Source organism: Geomicrobium halophilum (assembly GCF_014207655.1).
Lineage (GTDB): Bacteria > Bacillota > Bacilli > Bacillales > Marinococcaceae > Geomicrobium > Geomicrobium halophilum.
The window spans coordinates 188,015-210,272 of sequence record NZ_JACHHJ010000005.1 but is presented as its reverse complement, the minus strand read 5'-3'; the positions used below and the strand labels follow the sequence as shown (position 1 = coordinate 210,272).

Genomic DNA, 22,258 nt, shown 5'->3' with positions numbered 1-22,258 from the left:
AATATCCGTCCATGAATGGAGCTCATGTAGAAAGTCTTCATTTGTGCGAATCATCGAGAACGAACCTTCCACGCACAAAAAAACCTCAGAAGCCACATCAGGACTTCCGAGGAATAATATTTAGCGAATTAATATCCGCCATCAGCATCATCACTGGCCATTTCCACTTCCCGCAAATCATACACAGCATTAGGCAGGTGAATCAGCCCATCGACACTATCGGAAACGCCGGCGCGGAAATCATCATGAATGATCGGAACAATGGGCGCTTCGTCAATAATTATTTGTTGCGCTTCCCGATAGATTTCCGTTCGCTCGTCTTCTCCTCCTTCTTGACGTCCAGCATCCAGAAGTTCATCTACCTCTTCGTTGGAATAAAAGCTCCGATTACCTGAAGCTCCCTGACTGTCAGAATGATAGACGGAATACATAGCGTAGTCGGCATCACCTGTGACTGTCGTCCAACCAAGAAGAACCATCTCATACTGACCTTCTGCCGTTGTATCAAGCAATGCTCCCCATTCCTGTTGTTCAATAGAAATATCAACATTAATTTCTTGGAGCTGATCCTGGAGGACTTCCGCCATTTGTGTATTCACTTGATCGCCATCCTCGATGAGAAGCGTCGCTTCAAACCCATCTTCATAACCAGCCTCTTCCAACAAAGACTGAGCCTCTTCCACATCGTATTCAAGTGGATCCAGATCATCACTATAACCAAAGGTAAGGGGGTTTACCGGTCCCATTGCTGCTTCTCCATAACCATCAAAAAGACCTTCTAGTATGATTTCCTGATCAACAGCCATAGATATCGCACGGCGTACATCCACATCGTCAAAAGGTTCTGCCTCATTGTTCATCCCAAGATAATCCAAACGTAAGCTTTCGACAGAAGAAAGATCCACTCCTTCCATGTTTTCCAACTGGGCCGCATTCGTGGGATCAATGTCATCAGCGACATGTGCTTCGTTCGTTTCTAACATACCTATACGCGTTGACTGTTCAGGAACCACCTGATACGTAGCGGTATCAATGGAAGTAGGATCTCCATGATAATCCTCATATTTACTGAGCACAATTTCATTTCCCTGATCCCAGTTTTCCAGTTCAAATGGTCCTGTTCCCACTGGTTCCGTATCCAAGTTACGATCGCCATTTTCATCCTCTTCAATCGCCGCCGGGCTGATCATGCCTCCGCCGTCATGAGCCAAGTGAGCCGGTAGCGGGGCAAACGGATACTCCGTTGTTATATGAACAGTATATTCATCCACCGCTTCGATATCTTCGATCATTTCATATAAAAATGCCTTTTCTGATGCAAAATCCGGATCGGTTACCCTTTCAAGTGTCGCTACGACAGCATCAGCATTGAAGGGCTCTCCATCATGAAATGTAACGTCTTCTTTTAAGTTGAATTCCCACGTGTGATCATCAATTTGTTCATAGTCTTCTGCTAACTCGGTATAGAGTTCCATGTTCTCATCATGATCCACGAGCTTATCGTATATGTTCGTACGGATATGTGTGGAAGATGTATCATTGGAACCATGAGGGTCAAGGTCCACCGCATCAGATCCCATCGCTAGAACCAAGTCGCCCCCTTCGCCAGTAGCACTTTCCTCATCCCCATCTTCTTCGCTGCCATTTTCATCACTTGGTTCTTCCGTACCAGCATCTTCTTCCGGGTCGTCTGTACAGGCGGCAAGTACACCGCTTAATGAAAGAACAAGCACCCCGCCTACGAGTTTTCTTTTTAATTTTTCCAAACTATTACCCTCCCTGTCTGATTTTAAAGACAATTTTCTCTATACCATACTGCTCATCATTATTGTATATGCTTATGAGTAGATACTCAAGATAATATTTTTAAATTTTGAGTCAAAAGTTTGCCGAAGAATGCCTGGCTACTAGATAAAAAACTGGCAGATCATTTTTAATGAATGCCAGTTTTTTTAGATCCTACATTCTTGATACTTTTCCCTTAGGCAGAGAGTTCGTTTCCCTGTATCTCAGTGATCACAGGGGAGGGGCCAATACCGGATAAAGAAGAGCGATGGCAGATCTTCCTACTCATCCGTTTCATCGTTTTAGGCTTCCTCTCCACCATTCGTCTCATTCTCTGCTTCATCTTCGTTTGATTCTCCCGAGGATTCTTCTTCATCCAATTCTTCGTCCGGTGTCTCTGAACTCTCTTCTTCCGTGCCTTCCTCTTCTAGTGCTTCTAGACTTTCTTCTTCCGCACCTTCCTCATCCGGTTCTTCCGGGCTCTCTTCTTCTGTGCCTTCCTCTACTGGTTCTTCTGGACTATCTCCTTCCGCACCTTCCTCATCCGGTTCTTCCGGGATCTCTTCTTCTGTGCCTTCCTCTACTGGTTCTTCTGGACTATCTCCTTCCGCATCTTCCTCATCCGGTTCTTCCGGACTTTCTTCCTCGGTGCCTTCTTCTTCTGGTGTTTCCGGACTCTCTTCTTCCGTGCCTTCTTCTTCTGGTGTTTCCGAGCTCTCCTCTTCCGTGCCTTCATCTTCTGATGCTTCCGGACTCTCCTCTTCCGTACCTTCTTCTTCTGGTGCTTCCGGGCTCTCCTCTTCCGTGCCTTCATCTTCTGATGCTTCTGGGCTCTCTTCTTCCGTACCTTCTTCTTCTGACGCTTCTGGACTCTCTTCTTCCGCGCCTTCCTCTACTTGTTCCTCTGTAGTTTCCTCTTCTGTTCCTTCCTCATCCGATTCTTCTTTCTCTTCTTCCGGTTCATTTCCACATATATATAGTTCACTGTCCGTTTCACAGACAGAATCCGGCTGCGAGAAGTCCTCGGTTCCCTCTCCTTCATGGACATTTGTCATCACATGACGAAAAACATCCTTGGCAATCTCTTGTTCTTCCCCAATTAAATACCCGCTGCTTCGTCCACTATCAAACCCAGTCCATACAGTAGCCGTATAATCCGTGGTATAGCCGTTAAACCAAACATCCGGTACCCCGCCATCAGGGACGTTAAATTTCTCCTGTTCTTCCGGTGGAAAGTTGGAAGTTCCCGTCTTTCCCGCAAGTGCCAGGCCATCGACATTCGCACGTTGTCCCGTTCCAGAGGAGTCTGTCACTACATCTTTAAGCATATCCGTAATCATATAGGCGGTGTAGTCATTCATCGCTTGCTTTGGATCAGGGGTGAGATCGATCTCCCGCCCATCACGGAATTCCACTTTCCGAACGCTGTGAGGTTCATTGTAGACCCCTTCATTTCCAAATGCTGCATAAGCTCCGGCCATATCCAAACTCGAAATTCCATCTCCAAACCCACCTAAGGCATAACTTTCGTGAATATCCTTATCGAAGTCGAGTCCTAGGCCTTCGGCGAACGTTTGGGCATCGTCCAGGCCAACTTCCTGAATCGCTTTTACAGCTGGAATATTTAAAGAGCGCACAAGAGCTTCTCTCATCGTCACACTGCCGCTATAATTCCCTCCGTAGTTACGAATGGAACCCCCATTTGAGTACTCATGAGATTCATCTTCAAGTGTTTCACCTGTATACCATTCCAATTCCTCGATCGCCGGGCCGTAAGAAAGGATAGGTTTAGCTGTCGATCCTGGTTGACCGTTGGCGGTTGCAGCGTAATTCCAGCCCCTTTCTTCTTCCCTCTCTTCCCGGTTGCCTACCATGGCCCGCAGAGCCCCGGTTTCCGTATCAAGGAGAGAAAAGCCAACCTGAAATCCGTCATCATCCGGATAGTGGGAGATGTATTCATCGCTTTGAATCACATCTTGAGCATGTTGCTGAGCCTCTGGATCAATGGTGGTATAAATGTCAAAACCAGACGCATACAAATCCGTGGTTTCAACTCCCTCGATATTTTCAACTTCTTCCATCACATAGTCAATGATCGATTGATAAGGGACATCTTCTGAAGGTGTGTAATCTAGTTGATCTTCGATATCTACAGCCATGGCCTCTGAAGCTTCCTCATCGTCAATAAAATCATGCTCCTCCATCAAGGAAATGATGACGTCTCGGCGCTCTTTTGCAGCTTCTGGGTTATCATGGGGGTTGTAGTACGAAGGACGCCTGGGGATTGCTGCTAACACCGCCGCATCAGCAACCGTAAGCTCACTTAAGTCTTCTTTATCAAAATAGCGAATCGCAGCTTCCCCAACGCCCCAAGAACCGCTATCGAAGTAACTGATGTTCAAATACATTTCCAAGATTTCATCCTTGGATAATTCCTGTTCCATTTGAAGAGCGAGCCATTGTTCTTGTACTTTTCTTTCCATCGATTGATCAGCGGATAAGAAAGCTTGTTTTACTAACTGCTGCGTGATTGTACTCGCGCCTTCTGCACCAAAGCCATCTGTAATATTCGAGATAATGGCACTTCCAATTCGGAAGATATCGATGCCGCTATGATCGTAAAAACGATGGTCCTCAACGGCTAAGAAAGCGTCTCTAAGATGTTCGGGCATTTCATCAAATTCTCGATACGTACGATTTTCCGTGCCTTTTAACCGTCCAAGTTCATTATCATCCTTATCATAAATGGTCGCTCCTTCAGCAAATGTGAGCTCATCTACATTAAGCGGAGGGGCATCCCGGACCATTGAGACCGCTGTCGCTCCCCCAGCTACCGCAGTAAGTACCAACGCACTAACGATACTGATCACTACTATTTTTACTGTGGAGCGATTCTTTCTTTTTTTATTTTTATCCAATTCCTTTTCAGCACGGCGTTTTTCCGTTCGCGAACGGTACTTAACCATAGCTATTTCCCCATTTCGTATATTCTTGCTATATATTCCGAATTTCCTGTGCACATTTAAGGATCATACGTCGAACCTTATCCATGCCAAAAAAGCATCATTGACCTTAAACCATGCTTACTCATCGATCGGGCGCTACACTCCTGTTGTTTTAGATGAAAGGGGACTGTCCCAAAAAGGGCAGCTTCTGCATTCCATGCTTCTTTCCTCCTTTTCGGCTGGAGGATCCAATATTTCGGCGGAATCAACCGAGAATTCAGCGCACGGCACGATGATTCGGCGTTACGGTCAAGGAATTCGGCAAAAATGCATTCATCGTCGGCGCAAATATTTTTTATCTCCTGGCAAAGCAATCCCTAGGGAGAATGGTTTTACCTCTTAGAGGGTTGTTTTCCAACATTCTCTATAAAACTTTTTCTACGAATATATTAGTTAGGGTAACAATGATGCAGGAAAAAATAAAATTAAAAGCATTGCCCGTTAATGAAACATTTTTTGAATGATTTACTAAGTTATTGAGATAAGTCATAGTAAGGTGTATATTTCATTTATCATTTTTATTACAGATAGGTGGTCCCATGAACGATTCAATACAAATTGATAAACTGGTTCCCGAGGACTGGCAACAAGTTCAACAAATTTATCTTCAGGGAATTTCCACGGGGCATGCAACTTTTCAAAAAGAAGCGCCTACTTGGGAAGAGTGGAATCAGAGCCATTTGCTCGAATGCCGGATGGTCGCTCGTTCAGCCGAAGACATTATAGGCTGGGCTGCCTTAACCCCGATTTCTAACCGGGCTGTTTATGCTGGTGTAGCAGAAGTAAGTATCTATATTCGTCAGAATAGCCAAGGAAAGGGCGTTGGAAGCAAACTTCTAAAATCCTTAATAGAAGAAAGTGAACAAAATGGCTTTTGGACACTACAATCTGGAATATTTCCTGAAAATCACTTCAGTGTTACATTACATTCAAAGTTTGGTTTTCGAGAAGTGGGTCGAAGGGAGCGTATGGGAAAAATGAACGGTGTATGGCGTGATATTCTCCTTTTAGAAAGAAGAAGTCATAAAGTGGGGCTTGATTAATCCCCCTGTCTGAAAGAAAAGAAAGCGTTCTTTTTTCCCCTAACGCTTCAAGTCTATTTATGCTTCTTTTACTCTTAATAACCGAAGACCGTTCAATGTCACAAGCAGCGTCGCCCCCATATCTGCCAGAATAGCAATCCAAAGCGTTAACCAACCCGGAGCAACAAGTAAAAGTGCGAGCACCTTAATTCCTAGCGACAAAACAATGTTTTGCTTAATGATGGCAAGTGTGCGACGACTTAATTTAATGGTAAAGGGAAGTTTCCTCAAATCATCTCCCATTAAGGCAACATCGGCTGTTTCAAGAGCTGTATCTGTTCCGGCTCCCCCCATGGAAATCCCTAGTGTGGATGCGGCAAGAGCCGGAGCATCATTGACCCCATCTCCTATCATCGCTACTTTCTTATATTTGTTCCGAAACCCTTTGATAAAGGTTAGCTTATCTTCAGGTAACAAATGGGCTTGAACATGGGTTACACCTACTTCATGACCAATAGCTTCAGCCGTGTCTTTATTGTCCCCAGTAAGCATTATCGTTTTGCGGACGCCGATATCATGTAATTTAGATATAACTTCCTTACTTGTATCACGAACTTCATCAGCGACGGCGATGATGGCCAGAATCCTTTCATCTTTGCCTGCAATCATTACGGTTTTTCCCTGTTGTTGTAATTGATGAACCTCTGAATGAATACTGGAATTTAAGAGGTTTGGGAATAAGTTCAGGTTTCCAATAAAATATGTTTCTTGTTGAATCGTTCCTTGAATGCCCTTTCCAGTTATTGATGTAAAGTTTTCTACTGCAATGGTTTCGTAAGGGATCTTTTCCCCTTCTACTTTTTTTACAATCGCTGAAGCTACAGGATGTTGCGAGCGTGACTCTATTGCTGCAATGTTTGCCAGTATCTCTCGTTCATTTTCTTGAGTAAACCGTAAATAATCAGTAACCGTTGGGACACCCTTGGTCAAGGTCCCTGTTTTGTCAAAAGCCATCGCTTTTAATGACCCAGCTTCTTCCAAATATGCACCACCCTTGATTAACACCCCATTTTTTGCTGCATTCCCAATCGCTGTAACAATCGAAACCGGAGTAGATATGACCAGCGCGCATGGGCAGCCAACAACGAGAACAGCGAGCCCTTGATAAATCCACGTTTCCCAACTTGCACCGTATAATGGGGGCAATACAGCAACAAGAGCAGCCACGGCCATAATGGCAGGGGTGTAGTATTGAGCAAAACGATCAATAAACGCTTGTGCCGGTGCCCGTTCTGCTTGCGCTTCTTCGACAAGGTGAATCACTTTGGAAATCGTGGTATCTTCAACATGTTTTGTGACTTGGACTTCAAGAAAGCCCTCTTTATTTAACGTGCCCGCAAAAACTTCATCAGCGACATTCTTTTCTGCAGGAATCGATTCGCCAGTAATGGCCGCTTGACTTACCGAAGAGTGCCCACTTACAACCACGCCATCCATAGCAATTTTTTGTCCTGGTTTAATCAGCATAATATCACCGATCGCAATGTCTTTGACATGAACGGTCACCTCTATGCCGTTTCTTTTTATCAAAGCTTCTTTTGGGGCAATATCCATTAGCGATCGAATCGACTGTCTTGCACGTTCCATAGAAAAACGTTCAAGTTGTTCACTAATGGCAAAAAGAATTACAACAATCGCCCCTTCGGCCCATTCCCCAATAATGGCGGCACCAATGACAGCCACAGTCATCAGGGTCTTCATATCAAACTGAAATCGGATTAAGTTCATTAATCCAACTTTAAAGAGAGAGTACCCTCCGACCGCCATAGAGGTTGCAAAGGCCAAAAAGGTAAATATATCGTGCCCATTTATCATTTGAGAAGCAACCCCAAATAAGAAAAAGAGAAGCGCTAAAAGAACGTTCATATATTTCTTGAAGAATGATGGTTTTTTTACCACTCGTTCTTCTTCATAGGCATCATCAGGCCTTATTTTTAGCTGATCAAAAGCACCCGCCTTCTCCAATTCCTGAACGGATGCAGAGCCATGAACCGTGATCTTTGCAGCAGCAAAATTTACTTTTGCATCGGCAACGCCATTGATTTTTTTTACATTCTTTTCAAACGTTCCGGCACAATTCGCACAAGAAAAGCCTTGCACACGAAATACATGTTTTTCAGCACGCTCTTCCATATCTAGGACTCCTGACCATGAGCCATAGCTGTTACGATTATTTGAGAAATATGTTCATCATCTAGTGAGTAAAAGACAAGCTTCCCCTCTTTGCGGCTTTTGGCGATACGCAAATATCGAAGTTGCCGCAAATGATGGGAGGCAGTAGCCGTTGTCGTACCAATAATGTTGGCAACATCACATACACATAATTCTGTCTCTTGTAGCAATGCATAAGCAATTTTCAATCTCGTTTCATCGGACAAAGCCTTAAATAGATCGGCTGTCGATGTAAAAGTTTCAGATTCTATAAGATTCGAAACCCGGTTGACTTTATCTTCGTCATAACAAAAAATATCGCAATGATCTTGGTTCTTTTTAGTATTTTTCACTATGCATCACCTTTATATTCAAACATTCATTTGATTGTTAGAATATATCCTTATTCACAAATTGTCAATCAGCTAGTCAACGTCTGAAAGCCGCCATAAAAAAGGGTGGTCATTGAGATTCCCGTTTATTGTCGACATATGTAAAACGATTATAAAAGGGAAATTATTCATTTTGTAGAATTCAGTAGTATAGGAGAACGGGATCAACAAATAAGGAAGGTGAATCATATGTTTGACAAAGTGACTCTTATGCTTAAGTGGATGCCATATAAAAATCAATATATGTGTGAAAGAAAACTCATGAAAATTATGGAGCGTTTGAAAATTGATGATTTCAATTTCAATTGGGATCGCAATAGTTGTTTTATTGAAATTCGTTATCAGGAAAAGTCTTACAGGATGGAGCACTCGGTTCAACAAGCAAAGAAGAAAGGTATCCTTTTAAAGAACGGATTGGATTGTTTAGTTGAGTTAATCCATTCCCTCGAAGATTTGTGTGAAATCATTGATCGAGGAACTTATAATCTAGAGACTTGGATTTCCGGCATGAACCAGTCATCTTCGGTAGAAGAGGAGATGCCTGAGTATCAAGAAGAATTTCATATAAGATATAAGTCAACAGGGGAACAAAAACCATTAGGATATAATCGAAGCAAAGAAGATTTTATTCACCTTGCACCTGAATCATCCCTGGGGAATTTTGACCGAAGTGAGTTTCCCCAAAACTATCAGCGTAAATAGAGACTTTTTTGAAAAACATCTCTACATTTTTCAATATGTCTTCTCGCTCTCCCCCGATCCTCAATGATAAACAGGCGCTTTTCTTGTTTCAGAAGGGCGCCTGATTCTTAAAGTCTGAAGCATCTGTTTAAATTCAACACCTATGATGGATGTGTTTTCCCTCCCCACATCAACTCTAAATCCCCTCACATGTACTCACTTCCGTATTCGATTGGCTTCCGTTACAATAGAGTCATACGAGCGTTATCACACACAATTAATCTTATGTTCAATGTTCGTCAACTTAGAGGGGGATCGACAATTATGGATGTGAAATCAGCATTACAATCAGCAAGAGAACGCCATCTGCAGGAATTAAAAGACTTGCTTTCTATCCCTAGCATCAGCGCTCTTCCAGCGCATAAAGATGATATGCAAAAAGCTGCCGAGTGGATGGCAAATGCGTTGCAGAAAATCGGAATGGAGAATGTCAATATCATGCCTACAGGCGGACACCCGGTCGTCTACGGTGATTGGTTGAAAGCTGAAGACAAACCAACTGTACTCATCTACGGACATTATGACGTACAACCCGTCGACCCTTTGGATTTATGGGAGACGCCCCCTTTTGAAGCAGATATTCGTGACGGGAAAATTTATGCACGCGGAGCGACGGATGATAAGGGGCAGGTTTTCATGCACATCAAAGCGGTGGAAGCCTTAATGAATACATACGGAGAGTTACCAGTGAATGTGAAGTTTTGCATCGAAGGTGAAGAAGAAGTTGGCAGCCCACACCTGGATGAATTTGTGGATCAACACCAGGAATTGTTAAGCGCGAATGTACTGGTCATTTCCGATAACCCGATGCTGGAAAAAGGACAACCCTCTGTTTGCTATGGCTTACGGGGTCTTTGCGGCTTGCAAATTGATGTAAAAGGGGCAAAAGGGGACCTTCATTCCGGACTCTACGGCGGCGGCGTTCCAAATCCATTACATGAACTGGCCGATCTGCTTTCTTCCATGCACGATGACAAAGGACGCGTGAGCGTAGAAGGCTTCTATGATGACGTCATTCCATTATCAACAGATGAAAAAGAGGCCTACGATGACCTGAACTATGATGAAGAAAGCTTGCGCGAAGAACTGGATGTACCAGCGTTATACGGCGAAGAAGGTTATACGTTTTTGGAACGAACTTGGGTGCGCCCAACGCTTGAAATCAATGGTATGCACGGCGGTTTTCAAGGAGAAGGCACGAAGACGGTTTTGCCTTCCGAAGCAAGTGCGAAAATCACCTGTCGACTTGTCCCTGGCCAAAATCCTGACAAAATCATGCAACTGCTCGAACAACATATTGAGCGTCATCATTCTCATGCGGTCACTGTCAATATCACACCTTTCGATAAGGGAAAACCTTTCGTAACTCCTTTTGACCACCCTGCGATCCAAGCAGCCGGAGATTCACTTCAACATGCATATGGTGTACATCCAGCCTACACAAGAATGGGCGGATCCCTTCCGATTGCTGAAACATTCAGTGATATTCTTGATATTCCCATTGTCCTTATGGGCTTTGGATTACCTACTGAGAACTTCCATGCACCTAACGAACATTTCCATCTCGAAAATTTCGACAAAGGCTTGGAGGCGATCTGCCATTATTACAATACGTTGGGAGAAACCCTCAAGTAACAAGAAAGCTGTCACTTGCAAAGTGTGCAAGGACAGCTTTTCTCTATACATCAGAAGCTTGTTCTTCTTCTTTTTCCTGCTTTCGCTTGTAGACAACCTTGGATAACATAATCCCGATCTCATATAAAATGATAAATGGAACGACGATGAGAATGTCCGTTAAGAAATCCGGCGGTGTAATTAATACAGAGATGCAAAACAATCCAAAATAGGCATATTTTCTCACCTTCGCAAGCGTATAGGGCTCCAATAGCCCAAAAGATGTCAAACACATCAATACAATCGGCAATTCAAACAAGAAGCCGGAAGGAACAGTTGTCATCATTAAAAAGGAAAAAAACTCCTGAGCTGTGATCATCATATCAAAGTGAACTTCTCCAAGATTCACAAGAAAAGAAAAGGCGATCGGATGAATGACAAAATAACCAAAGGCAAGGCCTGCAATAAAACAGAGAAAAATAGCGGGAACATAATTCAACATGGCGCTTGCTTCTTTTGGGTCTAAAGCAGGCTTCATAAAACGCCACGCCTCATATGCCAAATATGGAGCAGAAAGCCCCAATCCCAATACCCCGGCTAATGTAAAATAAAGCCGAAGTGTATCGAGAGGACCAAGCATAACCAAATCATGACCCCTCGTTAAAACGTCTACGTAAAATCTCAATAAAATAAAAACTGTAAGAAAAAATAACGAATACACGAGTAAACTGCGAATCATTGCCGCGCGTAAGACGATGATATGTTCCATTGCCGGTTGTCTTTCTTCATAAGTGTTTTCCGCTGATGCCATAACCATCTTCCCAGCCTTCCTAAAAACTGTCTATAAAACAAGCCCCTTATTATTCACCCTCATGGTTCCACAAAAAATAAACTTTATTCATATCCATCCTCCTTAATCGTGCGTATTCAATAAGAAGGACAAAAAGATACGAAAGCTATTTTTCCCGGACACTTTTTAAACAACCTCTAATAGGGATAATTTTCCTTGTTCATGTTAAAACTAAAGCCTACAGATCATTTTCAGGCCATTAGCAAAGGGCAATCGGGCCCGTTTTTAGAAAGGAGAGCCTATGTCTAAACAAAGCAACCATGAAGAACTTATCTACTTCCTTCATCGTATGGCGGCTTACGAACAAGCACTTTCTTTGATGGAGTGGGATGCCCATACGATGGGCTCAAAAAATAGCTTGAAAACCCGTACAAACGCGATTGAGGTCCTCACAAGCGAAATTTACAATATACTTACATCGCCTGAAACAGAGGAGTTACTTGAAGCTAACGATCCAACAACTCTTCCAGCCCCAGAAAAATCAGCATTACTACATCTGCAAACCCATACCAAGCGATTGCGAAACATCCCCTTCAAAGATTATCAAGCTTACAAAACCCAGGCGGCAAAAGCAGCTTCTGCATGGAGCGACGCCAGAAAAAAGAACGACTTCTCGGTGTTTCGCCCACAATTTGATAAACTCGTCGCTTGGCAGCATGAATTTGCAAATATGCAAGGGTATGAGGAGCATCCGTATGACGCCATTTTAGCCAACCATCACTACAAGATGACCGTCAAAGCTATGGACCAGCTGTTCTCAAACATGAAGGACACCATTCATCCACTCATGGAGCGAATCAAGCACTCCGAGCATCGTGTTAAAACAGGCTTCCAGTACTATACGATCCCAGATGACCAACAAGCTTTCATTGCGAATGATATTCTTAAAGAAATCGGTTTTAACTTTAATTCTGGCCGTTTAGATCATTCCTATCAGCCATTTACGCTTACAGTACAGGAAAACGATATACGCATCGGCCTTCCTTACATTGAAGAAAACATTCAAACGGGACTCACGAATCTTTTTAGGGAAGGCGGTCACGCACTTTTCGAGCAGGGCCGGTCTGCTTTGCTGCGCAGTGCCACCTCTACGAGCGAAATCGAGGCCCATAAAATTCTGTGGAGCGAACTCATTGGAAAAAGCCAAGTATTCTGGGATGCGTATTACGAGCGTTTTCAACATCAAGCACCGAAAGCGTTCGCTGATGTATCATCTGATGAGTTTTATGAAGGAATAAATGCCGCGAAGTCGTCGATTATTCGTAAAGAAGCGAACGAACTCACTCAGCCATTACACCTCCAGGTTCGTTATGAACTAGAAAAAGGAATCATGGAAGGAAAAGTCCCGACCCGCGACCTGCCTGGGCTCTGGGCTGAAAAAGTGCAAAAAGCGACTGGTTTGACAGTTCCTCATGATAATGCCGGGATACTCCAGGAGCATCATTGGGCTACGGCACAATTTGGCTATTCTGCTGCAAAAGCATTTGCATACGTACAAGCAGCTTCGTGGTATGAACAAATGAATGACGCCATGGATACATTCAACGCAGCTGGTGCACATGAATGGCTTTGTAAATATGTGTATGATGACGAACAATTCCCCTCCCCTGGACAGTACGACGGACGGGCTTTCACGCGTTATTTAGAGAATAAGTATACGTCCATCTATCGAATATGAATCATAGAAGGTTTAACGACCAACGTTTTGTGTAATAGTAGTACACGCCATATTCTAGAAAAGGCATACCACGAATGGAACGTCCATCGAAGGGGGTACTACGCATATGGTAAATGATGTTCGTTTAGGAAAATCAGACGTCTCTGTCAATCCTTTAGGCCTGGGAACAAACGCGGTAGGCGGCCACAATATATACCCTAATCTTCTGGATGAAGAACAAGGCAGAAATGTGGTACGTACCGCACTTGAACAAGGAATGAACCTTCTCGATACAGCCTATATCTATGGCCCCGAACGTTCAGAAGAACTTGTTGGCGAAGTGGTTTCTGAATACAAGCGGGACAACATTGTACTAGCCACAAAAGGAGCGCATAAATCAGTAGGGGAAGATATGGTTTTAGACAATTCTCCAGCTTTCTTAAAGCAAGCTGTTGATGATAGCTTACACAGGTTAAACACCGATTATATTGATTTATTTTACATCCATTTTCCAGACGAGGATACACCCAAAGATGAAGCCGTGGGTGCATTGAAAGAGTTGAAAGACCAAGGGAAAATCCGTTCCATCGGTGTCTCTAACTTTACGATCGATCAACTTAAAGAAGCGAATAAAGACGGCTATGTCGACGTTCTCCAATCCGAATACAACCTCTTCCTTCGCGATGCTGAAAACGAGCTGCTTCCATACACGAGCCAGAATAACATTACATTCATCCCTTATTTCCCGCTTGAAGCCGGGCTACTGGCAGGGAAGTATGATGAAAACACAACTTTCACTGATCACCGTGCAGAAAGACCTGCCTTCAAAGGAGATCATTTCAAACGAAACCTGGAGAATGTTGCCCAAGTTCGCGATATTGCCAATGCTAAAGGTGAAGAAGTCGCTCATGTTGTACTCGCCTGGTACTTCTCCCGACCATCCCTTGACGTGATCATCCCCGGGGCTAAACGCCCAGAGCAAGTCACCGATAACTTAAGGGCGGGAGAAATCACACTAACCGATAACGAGATTAAACAAATCGACAAGATTTTTTCAGAGTAAAACGTAAGGTTCGAGCTGAGCAATGGCTTGAGCCTTTTTAAACGTGCAAAAACGTCGTTGATCGACACCCCTTACTTGGCAAAAATAAATACTGAAAATTCGAACTCCTGTACATTCACCTTAGCATGGGCTTAGGTGAATTTTGATCAATGAGCGTGCTGAAGTCCACGGAGGATCCCAAGTACTAATGATCCTCTTTTTTCTTGTCGTCTTTATCTTCTTCATCCATGTTTGGTTTCGTTTTTTTAAATTCCTTCAAGCTCCTGCCAAACGCTTGACCCATTTCAGGTAATTTTCTAGGTGCAAAAATCAGAAACCCTAATATAACAATCAGCAGTAAACTTAGAAATCCAAGATTCATGTTCGCTCACTCCCTCAAGGTTTGAGGCTGCCGGGGGAGGACACAGCAGCCTCAAAACCACTCTTATACGCAGCGGCTTATATCGCCGACCGATCATTACGATCTTTTTCCTCTCTGGTTTGTTGAGATTCATTGCCAAATTGCTTCTCAGACTCATCATCCATCATATGGTTTGTTGATTTTTTGAATTCACTGAGCGTGTTCCCTAAGGCTCGACCCATTTCCGGCAATTTTTTGGGGCCAAAGATTAATAGTGCTACAAGTAGAATTAAGATAAGACTTGGAAAGCCAATATTTAATGGATTCATATGCTCCCCCCTTACCTGTCAATGTAGTTTGAATTCGCCCCATAAACAGGGGTTACATTCTGCTCTCAACCATAACAAACAGGTAGCTAGAATAACATTTTGTTACCCAAACTACCCGCTTCTTAATGGATAAGGTTATTCTATTTTATTTAGCCAGCTTCCTCTTCTACATAAGCCGCTACGCTCTCAGCTTCTTCACCCTCAACAAGATCTGCTGGCATCGTCCCTGGACCTTCTTCAATTGCTGTTACTACCTCATCAGCAGAATAGCCATCCAGTGCTGGACCAGTACCTCCGTCCATATCATCTCCGTGACAGCTCAAGCAATTCTCTTCGTACAATCCTTCACCTTCAGCTGGATCCATGGTGTCACCTGCTTCTTCACTTTCATCACCACATGCTGCCAGCAGCATGGCTGAACCACCAATGACCATCATTAATTTCTTCATGCTGAACCCCCTCCAAGTTTTCAAGGCTTATGTATACTTCCCAAATAACCAGATTCATAGATTAGTTTCACGAATATAATACCACACGGTTTAAGATATGAACAATATAGAGATATTATGGAATACAAGGTGATTTTTAGATGCGTGTAACATCTACATTGAAAACTACATTAATGTCTATAGTAGCCTCTTATCCCTATATGGCCGAATCATAAAGACAGAAGAATCCGTCATTCTTTCTTAAGAGATTTTTGCACCGATGAAAGCATTTTCGCCGAATTCCTTAGGCGTAGCGCCGAATAATCGTGCCGTGCGCTGAATTCTCGGGTGATTGCGCCGAAAAACAAAGGCCTGCGCCGAATTATTGGATTCTCCCGCCGAAAAGGAGGAAAGAAGCATCGAATGTAGAAGCTACCCCTTTTAAATTATCCTTAACTCAGGCTAGCTGCTCCGCGCAAAAGTTTCTCAAGCGCTGAATAAAATGCCCAGCGCGCCGAACCCCGTTTCGATCGCGCTCGATCATTCTAGTTTCCTTCGCTAATTCGTATGCTATGACATCTTTCCTACCATACAAAAAAGCCAAGCCGGCATGGCTTAGCCTTTTGCATTAGGAGGTCTTATTGTTGGCCGTTTTTCACCCATGTAGCAACTTCTGCCGTTCGTCTTGCTTGATGTTTGACAGCTACTTCTACATCTTCTTGCATATTGCCTTCGCCATCAACAGTGACAGAATTTCCATAAGGGTTGCCCCCGGAAGTGAAAGCTGATGGATCAGTGTATCCTGGAGGGACAATAATAGCTCCCCAGTGCATCATCGTTGTATAAAGGGCTTGGACGGTTGCTTCTTGTCCCCCATGCGGGTTGTTGGCAGAAGCCATACCACTAACCACTTTGTTCACGAGTTTTCCTTGGAACCAAAGACCGCCTGCTTGATCAAGAAGCTGTTTAACCTGACCTGGAACATTCCCAAAACGTGTCGGTGTACTGAAAATGATAGCATCGGCCCAATCTAAATCGTCCGGCGACGCTACGGGCACATCTTTGGTTTCTTCCAGATGTTGTTCCCAAGCCGGGTTGTTCGCAATAGCTTCTGCTGGCGCCAATTCTTCTGCACGCGCGACTTTCACTTCATGACCTGCTTCTTTTAATGCTTCTTCTGCCCATCGTGCCAATTGATAATTGGTACCGGTAGAACTGTAGTAGATTACAGCAACCTTTAAGTTACTCATGTAAAAAGACCTCCTTGTATTTAACGAAAATTTTCGTTTATATATAAGTTATTTTACTCATCAAGAGGTAATCCTACTCGTTTCAGCAACTGAATCATCGTCTCTTTCTCTTCACTGCTTAACTGCGAGAAAATCTCATGAACGGAATCACGATGTTGTGGAAACACACGTGCCATGAACTCTTTTCCTTTTTCAGTAATCGATGCGTAGACGACGCGTCGATCCTCTGTACATCGAACTCTCTCCAACATTTCTTTTTTTTCGAGTTTGTCAACGACGTACGTCAGGCTTCCGCTTGTGAGAAGAACCCGCTTACCAATTTGTTGGATCGGTTGATCTCCCTTGTGATACAACAACTCGAGGAGAGCAAATTCTGAAGGATTCAATCCATAACGTTTCATATCCGCCTGGACAGCCTCGGAAACAGCGTGCTCTGCTTTTAGCATTACGACGAGTAATTTTAACGATTGATCTTTTTCTTCCATTTCAGTCACTGCTTTCAGTTTATCTTGATTTCAAGAAGAATCGTACCAAGATTAATATCTTAATGTCAAGGTTTTTTTATCAATTAATTACGATGTTGTTGATAGACCTCAGTTTTAACACTGTTTTGCAACCGTTTGTATTCTTCCTCCGTTAGCGCTTCTAATTCAGCGGCACCAATATTTTCGAATACCTGTTCAGGCGTGCTCGCTCCAGCGGTGACCGATGTAACGGCTGGATGTTGCAAAACATATTGGATCGCTACTTGTGCTGCTGATTCTTTCCCTCGTATTAGCTGTACCGCATCTGCGGCATAAAGTACTTCCTGACGGGTATGCCCAAGAAACCCATCCTCGGGAACTTTCTCGTCTGTTTTCATACTTAGCATTCCTTTCGCTACCGGCCCGCGGACGATAACGCTAATTCCTTTTTCATGTAGAAAATCAAGCAGTTCCTCTTCAGGACGGCGGTCAAGTAAACTATATTGCATCATCACACTGGACATCCCGGCATCTGCGTATCTTTTGATCACATTTGGCCGGATCGATGAAATCCCCCATTCGCGAATCAACCCTTCTTGTTTTAATTCTTGAAAAGCTTCGATGGTTTCATCGATTGGATCCTCAATTGTGCCGCCATGCAGCTGGTAAACATCAATATAGTCCGTCCCCAACCGCTTCAGACTGCTTTTGCATGCAGATTTAATATACGATTTGGAAGGGTCCCAAAACCAATCCTTCTTCCCTTTATCCCAATGATTTCCGCCCTTCGAAGCTAGAATAAAATCATCTCGCCTTCCCTTAATAATAGGGTTCAATAATTCTTCGATCTCTCCGAACTTATATAAATCAGCCGTATCGAAATAGTTCACACCTTTTTCCTGGGCTGCATCAACGATAGCTGTCGCCTTTTTTTGGTCGAGTGGCAGGCTCATCGTACCCAATCCGATTTCTGAAAGTTGTATGTCCGTTTTTCCAAGTTGACGATATTGCATGTGTGATCCTCCTTAAGGTTGCTCTCACACTTACTTACCCGTTATCGATTACTTTCATTCATCCATTTCGAGGGCCAAGTGTTCCGAGCTAGTCAACCGCTCATGCGTTCAGGCTTTCAATTTTTTTGGCTTGCATCATTATCAGTTTACTCCTATACTGAAAGTGAAAGGTGATGGTTATGCCTCTATTATCCAAACGTGAAAAACAACGGGGAGTTCTTCTATGGTTTCGACTTGCCCGTTTTTACAATCTCAGCGTAAAGAAATCGAATCAACACTTGGAACAATTTGGTTTAACAACAGCGCAGTTTGATATCCTTGCTCAAGTCGGCGCACACCAGCCCATTACCCAAAAAGGACTCGCTAAAAAATTGCTCGTGACGAAAGGCAATGTCACACAACTTCTAAAAAAAATGGAAGAAAGAGGCCTGGTTACGCGGCGAAAAGAGTGGAAAACCAAGTACATCACACTCACCGAGTCTGGAGAAAAATACTACAACGAATCGGTAACGAAACAGGAACACTTTCAAGCTTCCCAGTTCAAAGCATTAACCGACGAGGAACAAAAACAACTGCTTATTCTTTTAAAGAAATTACAAAAACAGGAGGACGTTGGAGAATGGAATTAAAAGGAATTCACCATCTATCGGCGCTCACGGCAAACGCTGCCCGTAATTATCAGTTCTACACCAAAGTGCTTGGCCTAAGGCTCGTGAAAAAAACCGTCAACCAAGATGATACTAGCGTTTATCATTTATTTTACGGAGATGAACGGGGAAATCCGGGAACGGAGCTAACCTTCTTTGAGATTCCGATGGCTGCCCCTAATCACCGCGGATCTAGTAGCATTTCCGGAACTTCTTTACGAGTAAAAAACGATGAAGCCCTTCAATATTGGAAAAATCGTTTTGAACAATATGATGTTGAACATGAGGACATTCATACGCGTGCTAACCGGTCCACACTCGCTTTCGAAGATTTTGAAGGTCAACGCCTCATCCTTGTGTCTGATGAAAAGAATGCAGGCGTTCCGGGAGGCATTCCGTGGGAAAATGCCCCCGTTTCACAGGAATATGGGATCCGCGGGCTCGGTCCTATTTTTCTTACTGTTCGAGATCCTGAGCCAACCGCCCGAATTCTCACGAATGTCATGGGCTTTCGAAGAAAAGAAAGCAGGGATTACGTCACCGATGAAGGAGACGTTCTTGTCTTTGAGACAGGTCAAGGAGGAACAGGAGCAGAAATCCACATCGTTAAGGCCCCTGAACTTCCATTTGAGCGCCAGGGACGGGGTGGCGTACATCACGTCGCTTTTCGTGTCGAAGATAAAGCCGAGTTAAAACGTTGGATCAGCCATATTAATGATGTCGGATTACCCAATTCCGGTTTTGTGGAGCGATACTACTTCCGTTCCCTCTATTTTCGGGAACCTAATGGGATTCTCTTTGAACTAGCAACCGATGGACCCGGATTTGACACGGACGAAGATTTGGAACACTTAGGAGAGTCTCTATCACTCCCACCTTTCTTGGAACCACGAAGAGAAGAAATTGAAAGCAAACTCAAACCATTAGACACGACACGTCCGCAGGAGGGATAAGCATGAAACACATTTTTCAACAAGGCTCAAACACATCTGCCCCTGTTCTTCTGCTCCTACACGGGACAGGGGGCGATGAAAATGATTTATTGCCACTCGCGCAAATGATTTCTCCGGAATCTTCCGTGTTAAGTGTGCGCGGAAATGTTTCGGAAAACGGTATGCCCCGCTTTTTCAGACGGTTAGCCGAGGGGGTTTTCGACAAGGAAGACCTCGAATTTCGCACGAAAGAACTCGCCGATTTTCTTGATGACAGCGCCAAAGAATATGGCTTTGATCGGAAACAAATCGTTGCTGTAGGTTATTCTAATGGTGCTAATATCGCGGCCAGTTTACTTTATCACTATGAGGGTGTATTAAAAGGTGCAGCATTGCATCACCCGATGGTGCCATCGCGGGACGTCACACCCCCTTCTCTAACCGGTATCCCGACGTTTATCGGCGCGGGAAAACAAGATCCCATCTGCCGTCCTGAAGAAACGAAAGAGCTAGCCTCAACCCTTCAAACGGCAGGTTCTGATGTCGAATTACATTGGGAAAACACGGGTCACCAGCTGACCACGGCGGAAGTAAAAGCCGCGAGCGATTGGTTCAAGAATAATTTCTAAATGAAGCGGTGCCTTATGGAGGCATCGCTTTTTCGTGCTACAATGATTAAATACGAATGTTTCGATCGTCAAAACCCCGCTTTGCCGAGAGTGGCAAATTGAATGTTCCAAAGGAGCGGAAAAATATGAAAAATCATCAACGTCTCCTAAACCCAAACACATGGATCATCATAGCTATCGTTCTCATTGCGTTCAATCTGCGACCTGCAATTACAGGGGTCGGGCCGCTCGTTGGCATGGTTAGAGATGAACTTCAATTAACGAGTGGGCAAGCAGGAATGATAACAACGCTCCCCTTGCTTGCGTTTGCTGGCCTCTCTATTGCGGCACCCAGACTCGCGAAAATATGGAGTATTGAGTGGGCCATTCTGGCAGGACTTCTTACTTTACTGATCGGTATTCTGTTACGTTCAACCGGGTTCACAGTAACATTATTTATCGGCATGACGATTATTGGGGTCGGGATTGCCATATGTAATGTCCTATTACCGGGATTTGTCAAACTAAAATTTGAAAAACATGCAGGTTTAATGACCAGTATCTATACCACTTCCATGAACTTGTTTGCGACGATTGCCTCCGGGCTTAGCATTCCCCTTGCCGTTAATGCAGGCTTGGGATGGCAAGGATCCCTGGCGATTTGGGGGGGCATTGTTGTGATCGCCATATGTATTTGGGTCCCCCGTCTTCGCCATGCCCAACCGCCGGCCAAAAAAGATATCAATCGTCAGGGAGCCAATCTTTGGAGTTCACCACTCGCTTGGTACGTCACAGCATTTATGGGGTTACAATCATTGCTCTTTTATAGCCTCATTACTTGGCTCCCCGAAATTGTTCAGGCAAACGGGATTGATCTTTCTACAGCGGGTTGGCTCCTTAGTTTCATGCAACTGTTCGGGCTCCCAGCCACCTTCATTACGCCGATCATCGCCACCCGGCTGCAAAATCAACGTCTGGTGATTTTGTTCATTGCCTTTTTTTATTTAACCGGTATGGTCGGTCTGATATTCGTTGGTCACTCATTATGGCTTCATGTTCTCTTGGTCTTTTTTCTAGGCAACGCCCAGGGCGCAAGTATCAGTCTTTCTTTCATCCTGTTCAATTTACGGACACAATCTGCAGAGCAAGCTTCACAATTATCAGGAATGGCTCAGTCCATCGGATATTTACTTGCAGCAGTCGGACCGATCATACTTGGGTGGCTTTTTGATTTTACAAACGCCTGGACCGTACCGCTAATGATCCTAACAAGCTTTATACTTCTTCTCGCTTTTGCTGGTTTAAGCGCAGGAAAGGATACTTATATTTTTTCTGGAACACCGGTTGGGAAGAAGTCCAGCCATAAATGATAAAAGAATAAAAGTTAGGAAGGAAAGAACATCCGAGATTCGTTCCTTTTCATTGTATCTCACCTCCTCCTGTTCCCTATAAGGAGGGGGTATTCTCGCTAAAGACCTGTTTAGCCAGAACCTTATGACCCCTTCCGGAACCCCGTCATTTCGCGAGCTCACAGGGTCTGTCACCCCAAACCTATCTTGTACTGTATAGCAGTGCGGTGCCCTTTTCTCGGGCAAAGAGCTCTCATCTGAGATGAGCCAGGATACTCTAAATATGTCTAGTGCACCTTTGCCAGTAGTTCTTCCTCCGGCTCCGCGCCGAAAAAGTTCCTCAAGCGCTGAATAAAATGCCCAGCGCGCCGAAAAAACGTGTTGCTGCGCCGAAAAACTCACCTTCCGCGCCGAATCCCATTTCGCTCGCGCTCGATTATTCACCCAAGAACGGGAACATTGCATAGCTACCCATAAGAAAAGGTCAATCCATCCTACATGATAAACATGTAATATGAATTGACCTTATGATACAAGCTTCGACCCCAAGGTAGAAAA

Annotated in this window: 20 protein-coding genes; 9 read left to right on the top strand and 11 right to left on the bottom strand. The window is 44.0% G+C overall.

Annotated features, from left to right (window positions below; translation table 11 throughout):
• Nucleotides 1-128: 128 nt before the first annotated feature.
• Nucleotides 129-1,766: a glutathione ABC transporter substrate-binding protein gene (locus tag HNR44_RS15710; RefSeq protein ID WP_184405290.1), complete on the bottom strand. Its 1,638-nt coding sequence runs from the start codon at nt 1,764-1,766 to the stop codon at nt 129-131.
• 321 nt (nt 1,767-2,087) lie between these two features.
• Nucleotides 2,088-4,751 carry a transglycosylase domain-containing protein gene (locus HNR44_RS15705; protein WP_184405289.1) on the bottom strand — a complete coding sequence of 888 codons (2,664 nt, stop codon included), beginning with the start codon at nt 4,749-4,751 and terminating at the stop codon, nt 2,088-2,090.
• Between the two features lie 578 nt (nt 4,752-5,329).
• Between HNR44_RS15705 and HNR44_RS15700 the strand changes: the two genes are divergently transcribed.
• Nucleotides 5,330-5,833, top strand: a complete 504-nt coding sequence (locus HNR44_RS15700) for a GNAT family N-acetyltransferase (RefSeq protein ID WP_184405288.1) — start codon at nt 5,330-5,332, stop codon at nt 5,831-5,833.
• 57 nt (nt 5,834-5,890) lie between these two features.
• Here HNR44_RS15700 and HNR44_RS15695 read toward each other — a convergent pair whose 3' ends face one another.
• Together HNR44_RS15695 and HNR44_RS15690 are read right to left on the bottom strand one after the other, a co-directional pair.
• Nucleotides 5,891-8,005, bottom strand: coding sequence for a heavy metal translocating P-type ATPase (locus HNR44_RS15695; RefSeq protein ID WP_184405287.1), 2,115 nt, complete (start codon nt 8,003-8,005; stop codon nt 5,891-5,893).
• A gap of 2 nt (nt 8,006-8,007) precedes the next feature.
• Nucleotides 8,008-8,376, bottom strand: coding sequence for a metalloregulator ArsR/SmtB family transcription factor (locus HNR44_RS15690; RefSeq protein ID WP_184405286.1), 369 nt, complete (start codon nt 8,374-8,376; stop codon nt 8,008-8,010).
• 228 nt (nt 8,377-8,604) lie between these two features.
• Between HNR44_RS15690 and HNR44_RS15685 the strand changes: the two genes are divergently transcribed.
• Entirely contained in the window at nt 8,605-9,117 is a 513-nt protein-coding gene (locus tag HNR44_RS15685) for a hypothetical protein (RefSeq protein ID WP_184405285.1), read from the top strand.
• A 303-nt stretch (nt 9,118-9,420) separates the two neighbouring features.
• On the top strand, nt 9,421-10,791 hold the full coding sequence (locus tag HNR44_RS15680) for a dipeptidase (protein WP_184405284.1): 1,371 nt from the start codon (nt 9,421-9,423) through the stop codon (nt 10,789-10,791).
• A gap of 43 nt (nt 10,792-10,834) precedes the next feature.
• Here the strand turns inward: HNR44_RS15680 and tatC are convergent, their stop codons facing one another.
• Nucleotides 10,835-11,587, bottom strand: coding sequence for a twin-arginine translocase subunit TatC (gene tatC / locus HNR44_RS15675; RefSeq protein WP_184405283.1), 753 nt, complete (start codon nt 11,585-11,587; stop codon nt 10,835-10,837).
• 274 nt (nt 11,588-11,861) lie between these two features.
• On the opposite strand from tatC, the gene HNR44_RS15670 reads away from it, so the two are divergent.
• Both HNR44_RS15670 and HNR44_RS15665 read left to right on the top strand, forming a co-directional pair.
• Nucleotides 11,862-13,298, top strand: coding sequence for a gluzincin family metallopeptidase (locus tag HNR44_RS15670; RefSeq protein WP_184405282.1), 1,437 nt, complete (start codon nt 11,862-11,864; stop codon nt 13,296-13,298).
• Between the two features lie 106 nt (nt 13,299-13,404).
• Nucleotides 13,405-14,340: an aldo/keto reductase gene (locus tag HNR44_RS15665; protein ID WP_184405281.1), complete on the top strand. Its 936-nt coding sequence runs from the start codon at nt 13,405-13,407 to the stop codon at nt 14,338-14,340.
• A 184-nt stretch (nt 14,341-14,524) separates the two neighbouring features.
• Here HNR44_RS15665 and HNR44_RS15660 read toward each other — a convergent pair whose 3' ends face one another.
• The 6 genes from HNR44_RS15660 to HNR44_RS15635 all read right to left on the bottom strand — a co-directional run bounded on the left by HNR44_RS15660 (nt 14,525) and on the right by HNR44_RS15635 (nt 18,164).
• On the bottom strand, nt 14,525-14,701 hold the full coding sequence (locus HNR44_RS15660; protein ID WP_184405280.1) for a twin-arginine translocase TatA/TatE family subunit: 177 nt from the start codon (nt 14,699-14,701) through the stop codon (nt 14,525-14,527).
• Between the two features lie 77 nt (nt 14,702-14,778).
• Nucleotides 14,779-15,009: a twin-arginine translocase TatA/TatE family subunit gene (gene tatA, locus HNR44_RS15655; RefSeq protein WP_184405279.1), complete on the bottom strand. Its 231-nt coding sequence runs from the start codon at nt 15,007-15,009 to the stop codon at nt 14,779-14,781.
• Nucleotides 15,010-15,158: 149 nt separating this feature from the next.
• Complete coding sequence (locus HNR44_RS15650) at nt 15,159-15,458, bottom strand: c-type cytochrome (protein ID WP_184405278.1); 300 nt, start codon at nt 15,456-15,458, stop codon at nt 15,159-15,161.
• Between the two features lie 617 nt (nt 15,459-16,075).
• Nucleotides 16,076-16,687, bottom strand: coding sequence for an NAD(P)H:quinone oxidoreductase (gene wrbA, locus HNR44_RS15645; protein WP_184405277.1), 612 nt, complete (start codon nt 16,685-16,687; stop codon nt 16,076-16,078).
• 53 nt (nt 16,688-16,740) lie between these two features.
• A complete protein-coding gene (locus HNR44_RS15640) occupies nt 16,741-17,172 on the bottom strand; it encodes a MarR family winged helix-turn-helix transcriptional regulator (RefSeq protein WP_184405276.1) in 432 nt (143 codons plus the stop codon).
• A gap of 83 nt (nt 17,173-17,255) precedes the next feature.
• Complete coding sequence (locus HNR44_RS15635) at nt 17,256-18,164, bottom strand: aldo/keto reductase (protein WP_184405275.1); 909 nt, start codon at nt 18,162-18,164, stop codon at nt 17,256-17,258.
• 179 nt (nt 18,165-18,343) lie between these two features.
• On the opposite strand from HNR44_RS15635, the gene HNR44_RS15630 reads away from it, so the two are divergent.
• The 4 genes from HNR44_RS15630 (at nt 18,344) to HNR44_RS15615 (ending at nt 21,721) form a co-directional block, all read left to right on the top strand.
• Nucleotides 18,344-18,793, top strand: coding sequence for a MarR family winged helix-turn-helix transcriptional regulator (locus HNR44_RS15630; protein ID WP_184405274.1), 450 nt, complete (start codon nt 18,344-18,346; stop codon nt 18,791-18,793).
• On the top strand, nt 18,784-19,764 hold the full coding sequence (locus tag HNR44_RS15625; RefSeq protein WP_184405273.1) for a ring-cleaving dioxygenase: 981 nt from the start codon (nt 18,784-18,786) through the stop codon (nt 19,762-19,764). Before HNR44_RS15630 ends, HNR44_RS15625 begins: the two co-directional genes overlap by 10 nt.
• Nucleotides 19,765-19,766: 2 nt before the next feature.
• Nucleotides 19,767-20,372, top strand: coding sequence for an alpha/beta hydrolase (locus HNR44_RS15620; protein WP_184405272.1), 606 nt, complete (start codon nt 19,767-19,769; stop codon nt 20,370-20,372).
• A gap of 125 nt (nt 20,373-20,497) precedes the next feature.
• A complete protein-coding gene (locus HNR44_RS15615) occupies nt 20,498-21,721 on the top strand; it encodes a CynX/NimT family MFS transporter (RefSeq protein ID WP_184405271.1) in 1,224 nt (407 codons plus the stop codon).
• Nucleotides 21,722-22,258: the final 537 nt, after the last annotated feature.

Excerpts from the sequence above, each read along its gene's own strand:
- HNR44_RS15630 (WP_184405274.1), top strand. The coding sequence starts at position 18,344 with ATGCCTCTATTATCCAAACGTGAAAAACAACGGGGAGTTCTTCTATGG.
- HNR44_RS15670 (WP_184405282.1), top strand. The coding sequence starts at position 11,862 with ATGTCTAAACAAAGCAACCATGAAGAACTTATCTACTTCCTTCATCGT.
- tatC (WP_184405283.1), bottom strand. The coding sequence starts at position 11,587 with ATGGTTATGGCATCAGCGGAAAACACTTATGAAGAAAGACAACCGGCA.
- HNR44_RS15625 (WP_184405273.1), top strand. The coding sequence starts at position 18,784 with ATGGAATTAAAAGGAATTCACCATCTATCGGCGCTCACGGCAAACGCT.
- HNR44_RS15695 (WP_184405287.1), bottom strand. The coding sequence starts at position 8,005 with ATGGAAGAGCGTGCTGAAAAACATGTATTTCGTGTGCAAGGCTTTTCT.
- HNR44_RS15635 (WP_184405275.1), bottom strand. The coding sequence starts at position 18,164 with ATGCAATATCGTCAACTTGGAAAAACGGACATACAACTTTCAGAAATC.
- HNR44_RS15665 (WP_184405281.1), top strand. The coding sequence starts at position 13,405 with ATGGTAAATGATGTTCGTTTAGGAAAATCAGACGTCTCTGTCAATCCT.
- tatA (WP_184405279.1), bottom strand. The coding sequence starts at position 15,009 with ATGAATCCATTAAATATTGGCTTTCCAAGTCTTATCTTAATTCTACTT.
- HNR44_RS15640 (WP_184405276.1), bottom strand. The coding sequence starts at position 17,172 with ATGGAAGAAAAAGATCAATCGTTAAAATTACTCGTCGTAATGCTAAAA.
- HNR44_RS15615 (WP_184405271.1), top strand. The coding sequence starts at position 20,498 with ATGAAAAATCATCAACGTCTCCTAAACCCAAACACATGGATCATCATA.
- HNR44_RS15700 (WP_184405288.1), top strand. The coding sequence starts at position 5,330 with ATGAACGATTCAATACAAATTGATAAACTGGTTCCCGAGGACTGGCAA.
- HNR44_RS15705 (WP_184405289.1), bottom strand. The coding sequence starts at position 4,751 with ATGGTTAAGTACCGTTCGCGAACGGAAAAACGCCGTGCTGAAAAGGAA.
- HNR44_RS15620 (WP_184405272.1), top strand. The coding sequence starts at position 19,767 with ATGAAACACATTTTTCAACAAGGCTCAAACACATCTGCCCCTGTTCTT.
- HNR44_RS15680 (WP_184405284.1), top strand. The coding sequence starts at position 9,421 with ATGGATGTGAAATCAGCATTACAATCAGCAAGAGAACGCCATCTGCAG.
- HNR44_RS15650 (WP_184405278.1), bottom strand. The coding sequence starts at position 15,458 with ATGAAGAAATTAATGATGGTCATTGGTGGTTCAGCCATGCTGCTGGCA.
- HNR44_RS15685 (WP_184405285.1), top strand. The coding sequence starts at position 8,605 with ATGTTTGACAAAGTGACTCTTATGCTTAAGTGGATGCCATATAAAAAT.
- HNR44_RS15660 (WP_184405280.1), bottom strand. The coding sequence starts at position 14,701 with ATGAATCTTGGATTTCTAAGTTTACTGCTGATTGTTATATTAGGGTTT.
- wrbA (WP_184405277.1), bottom strand. The coding sequence starts at position 16,687 with ATGAGTAACTTAAAGGTTGCTGTAATCTACTACAGTTCTACCGGTACC.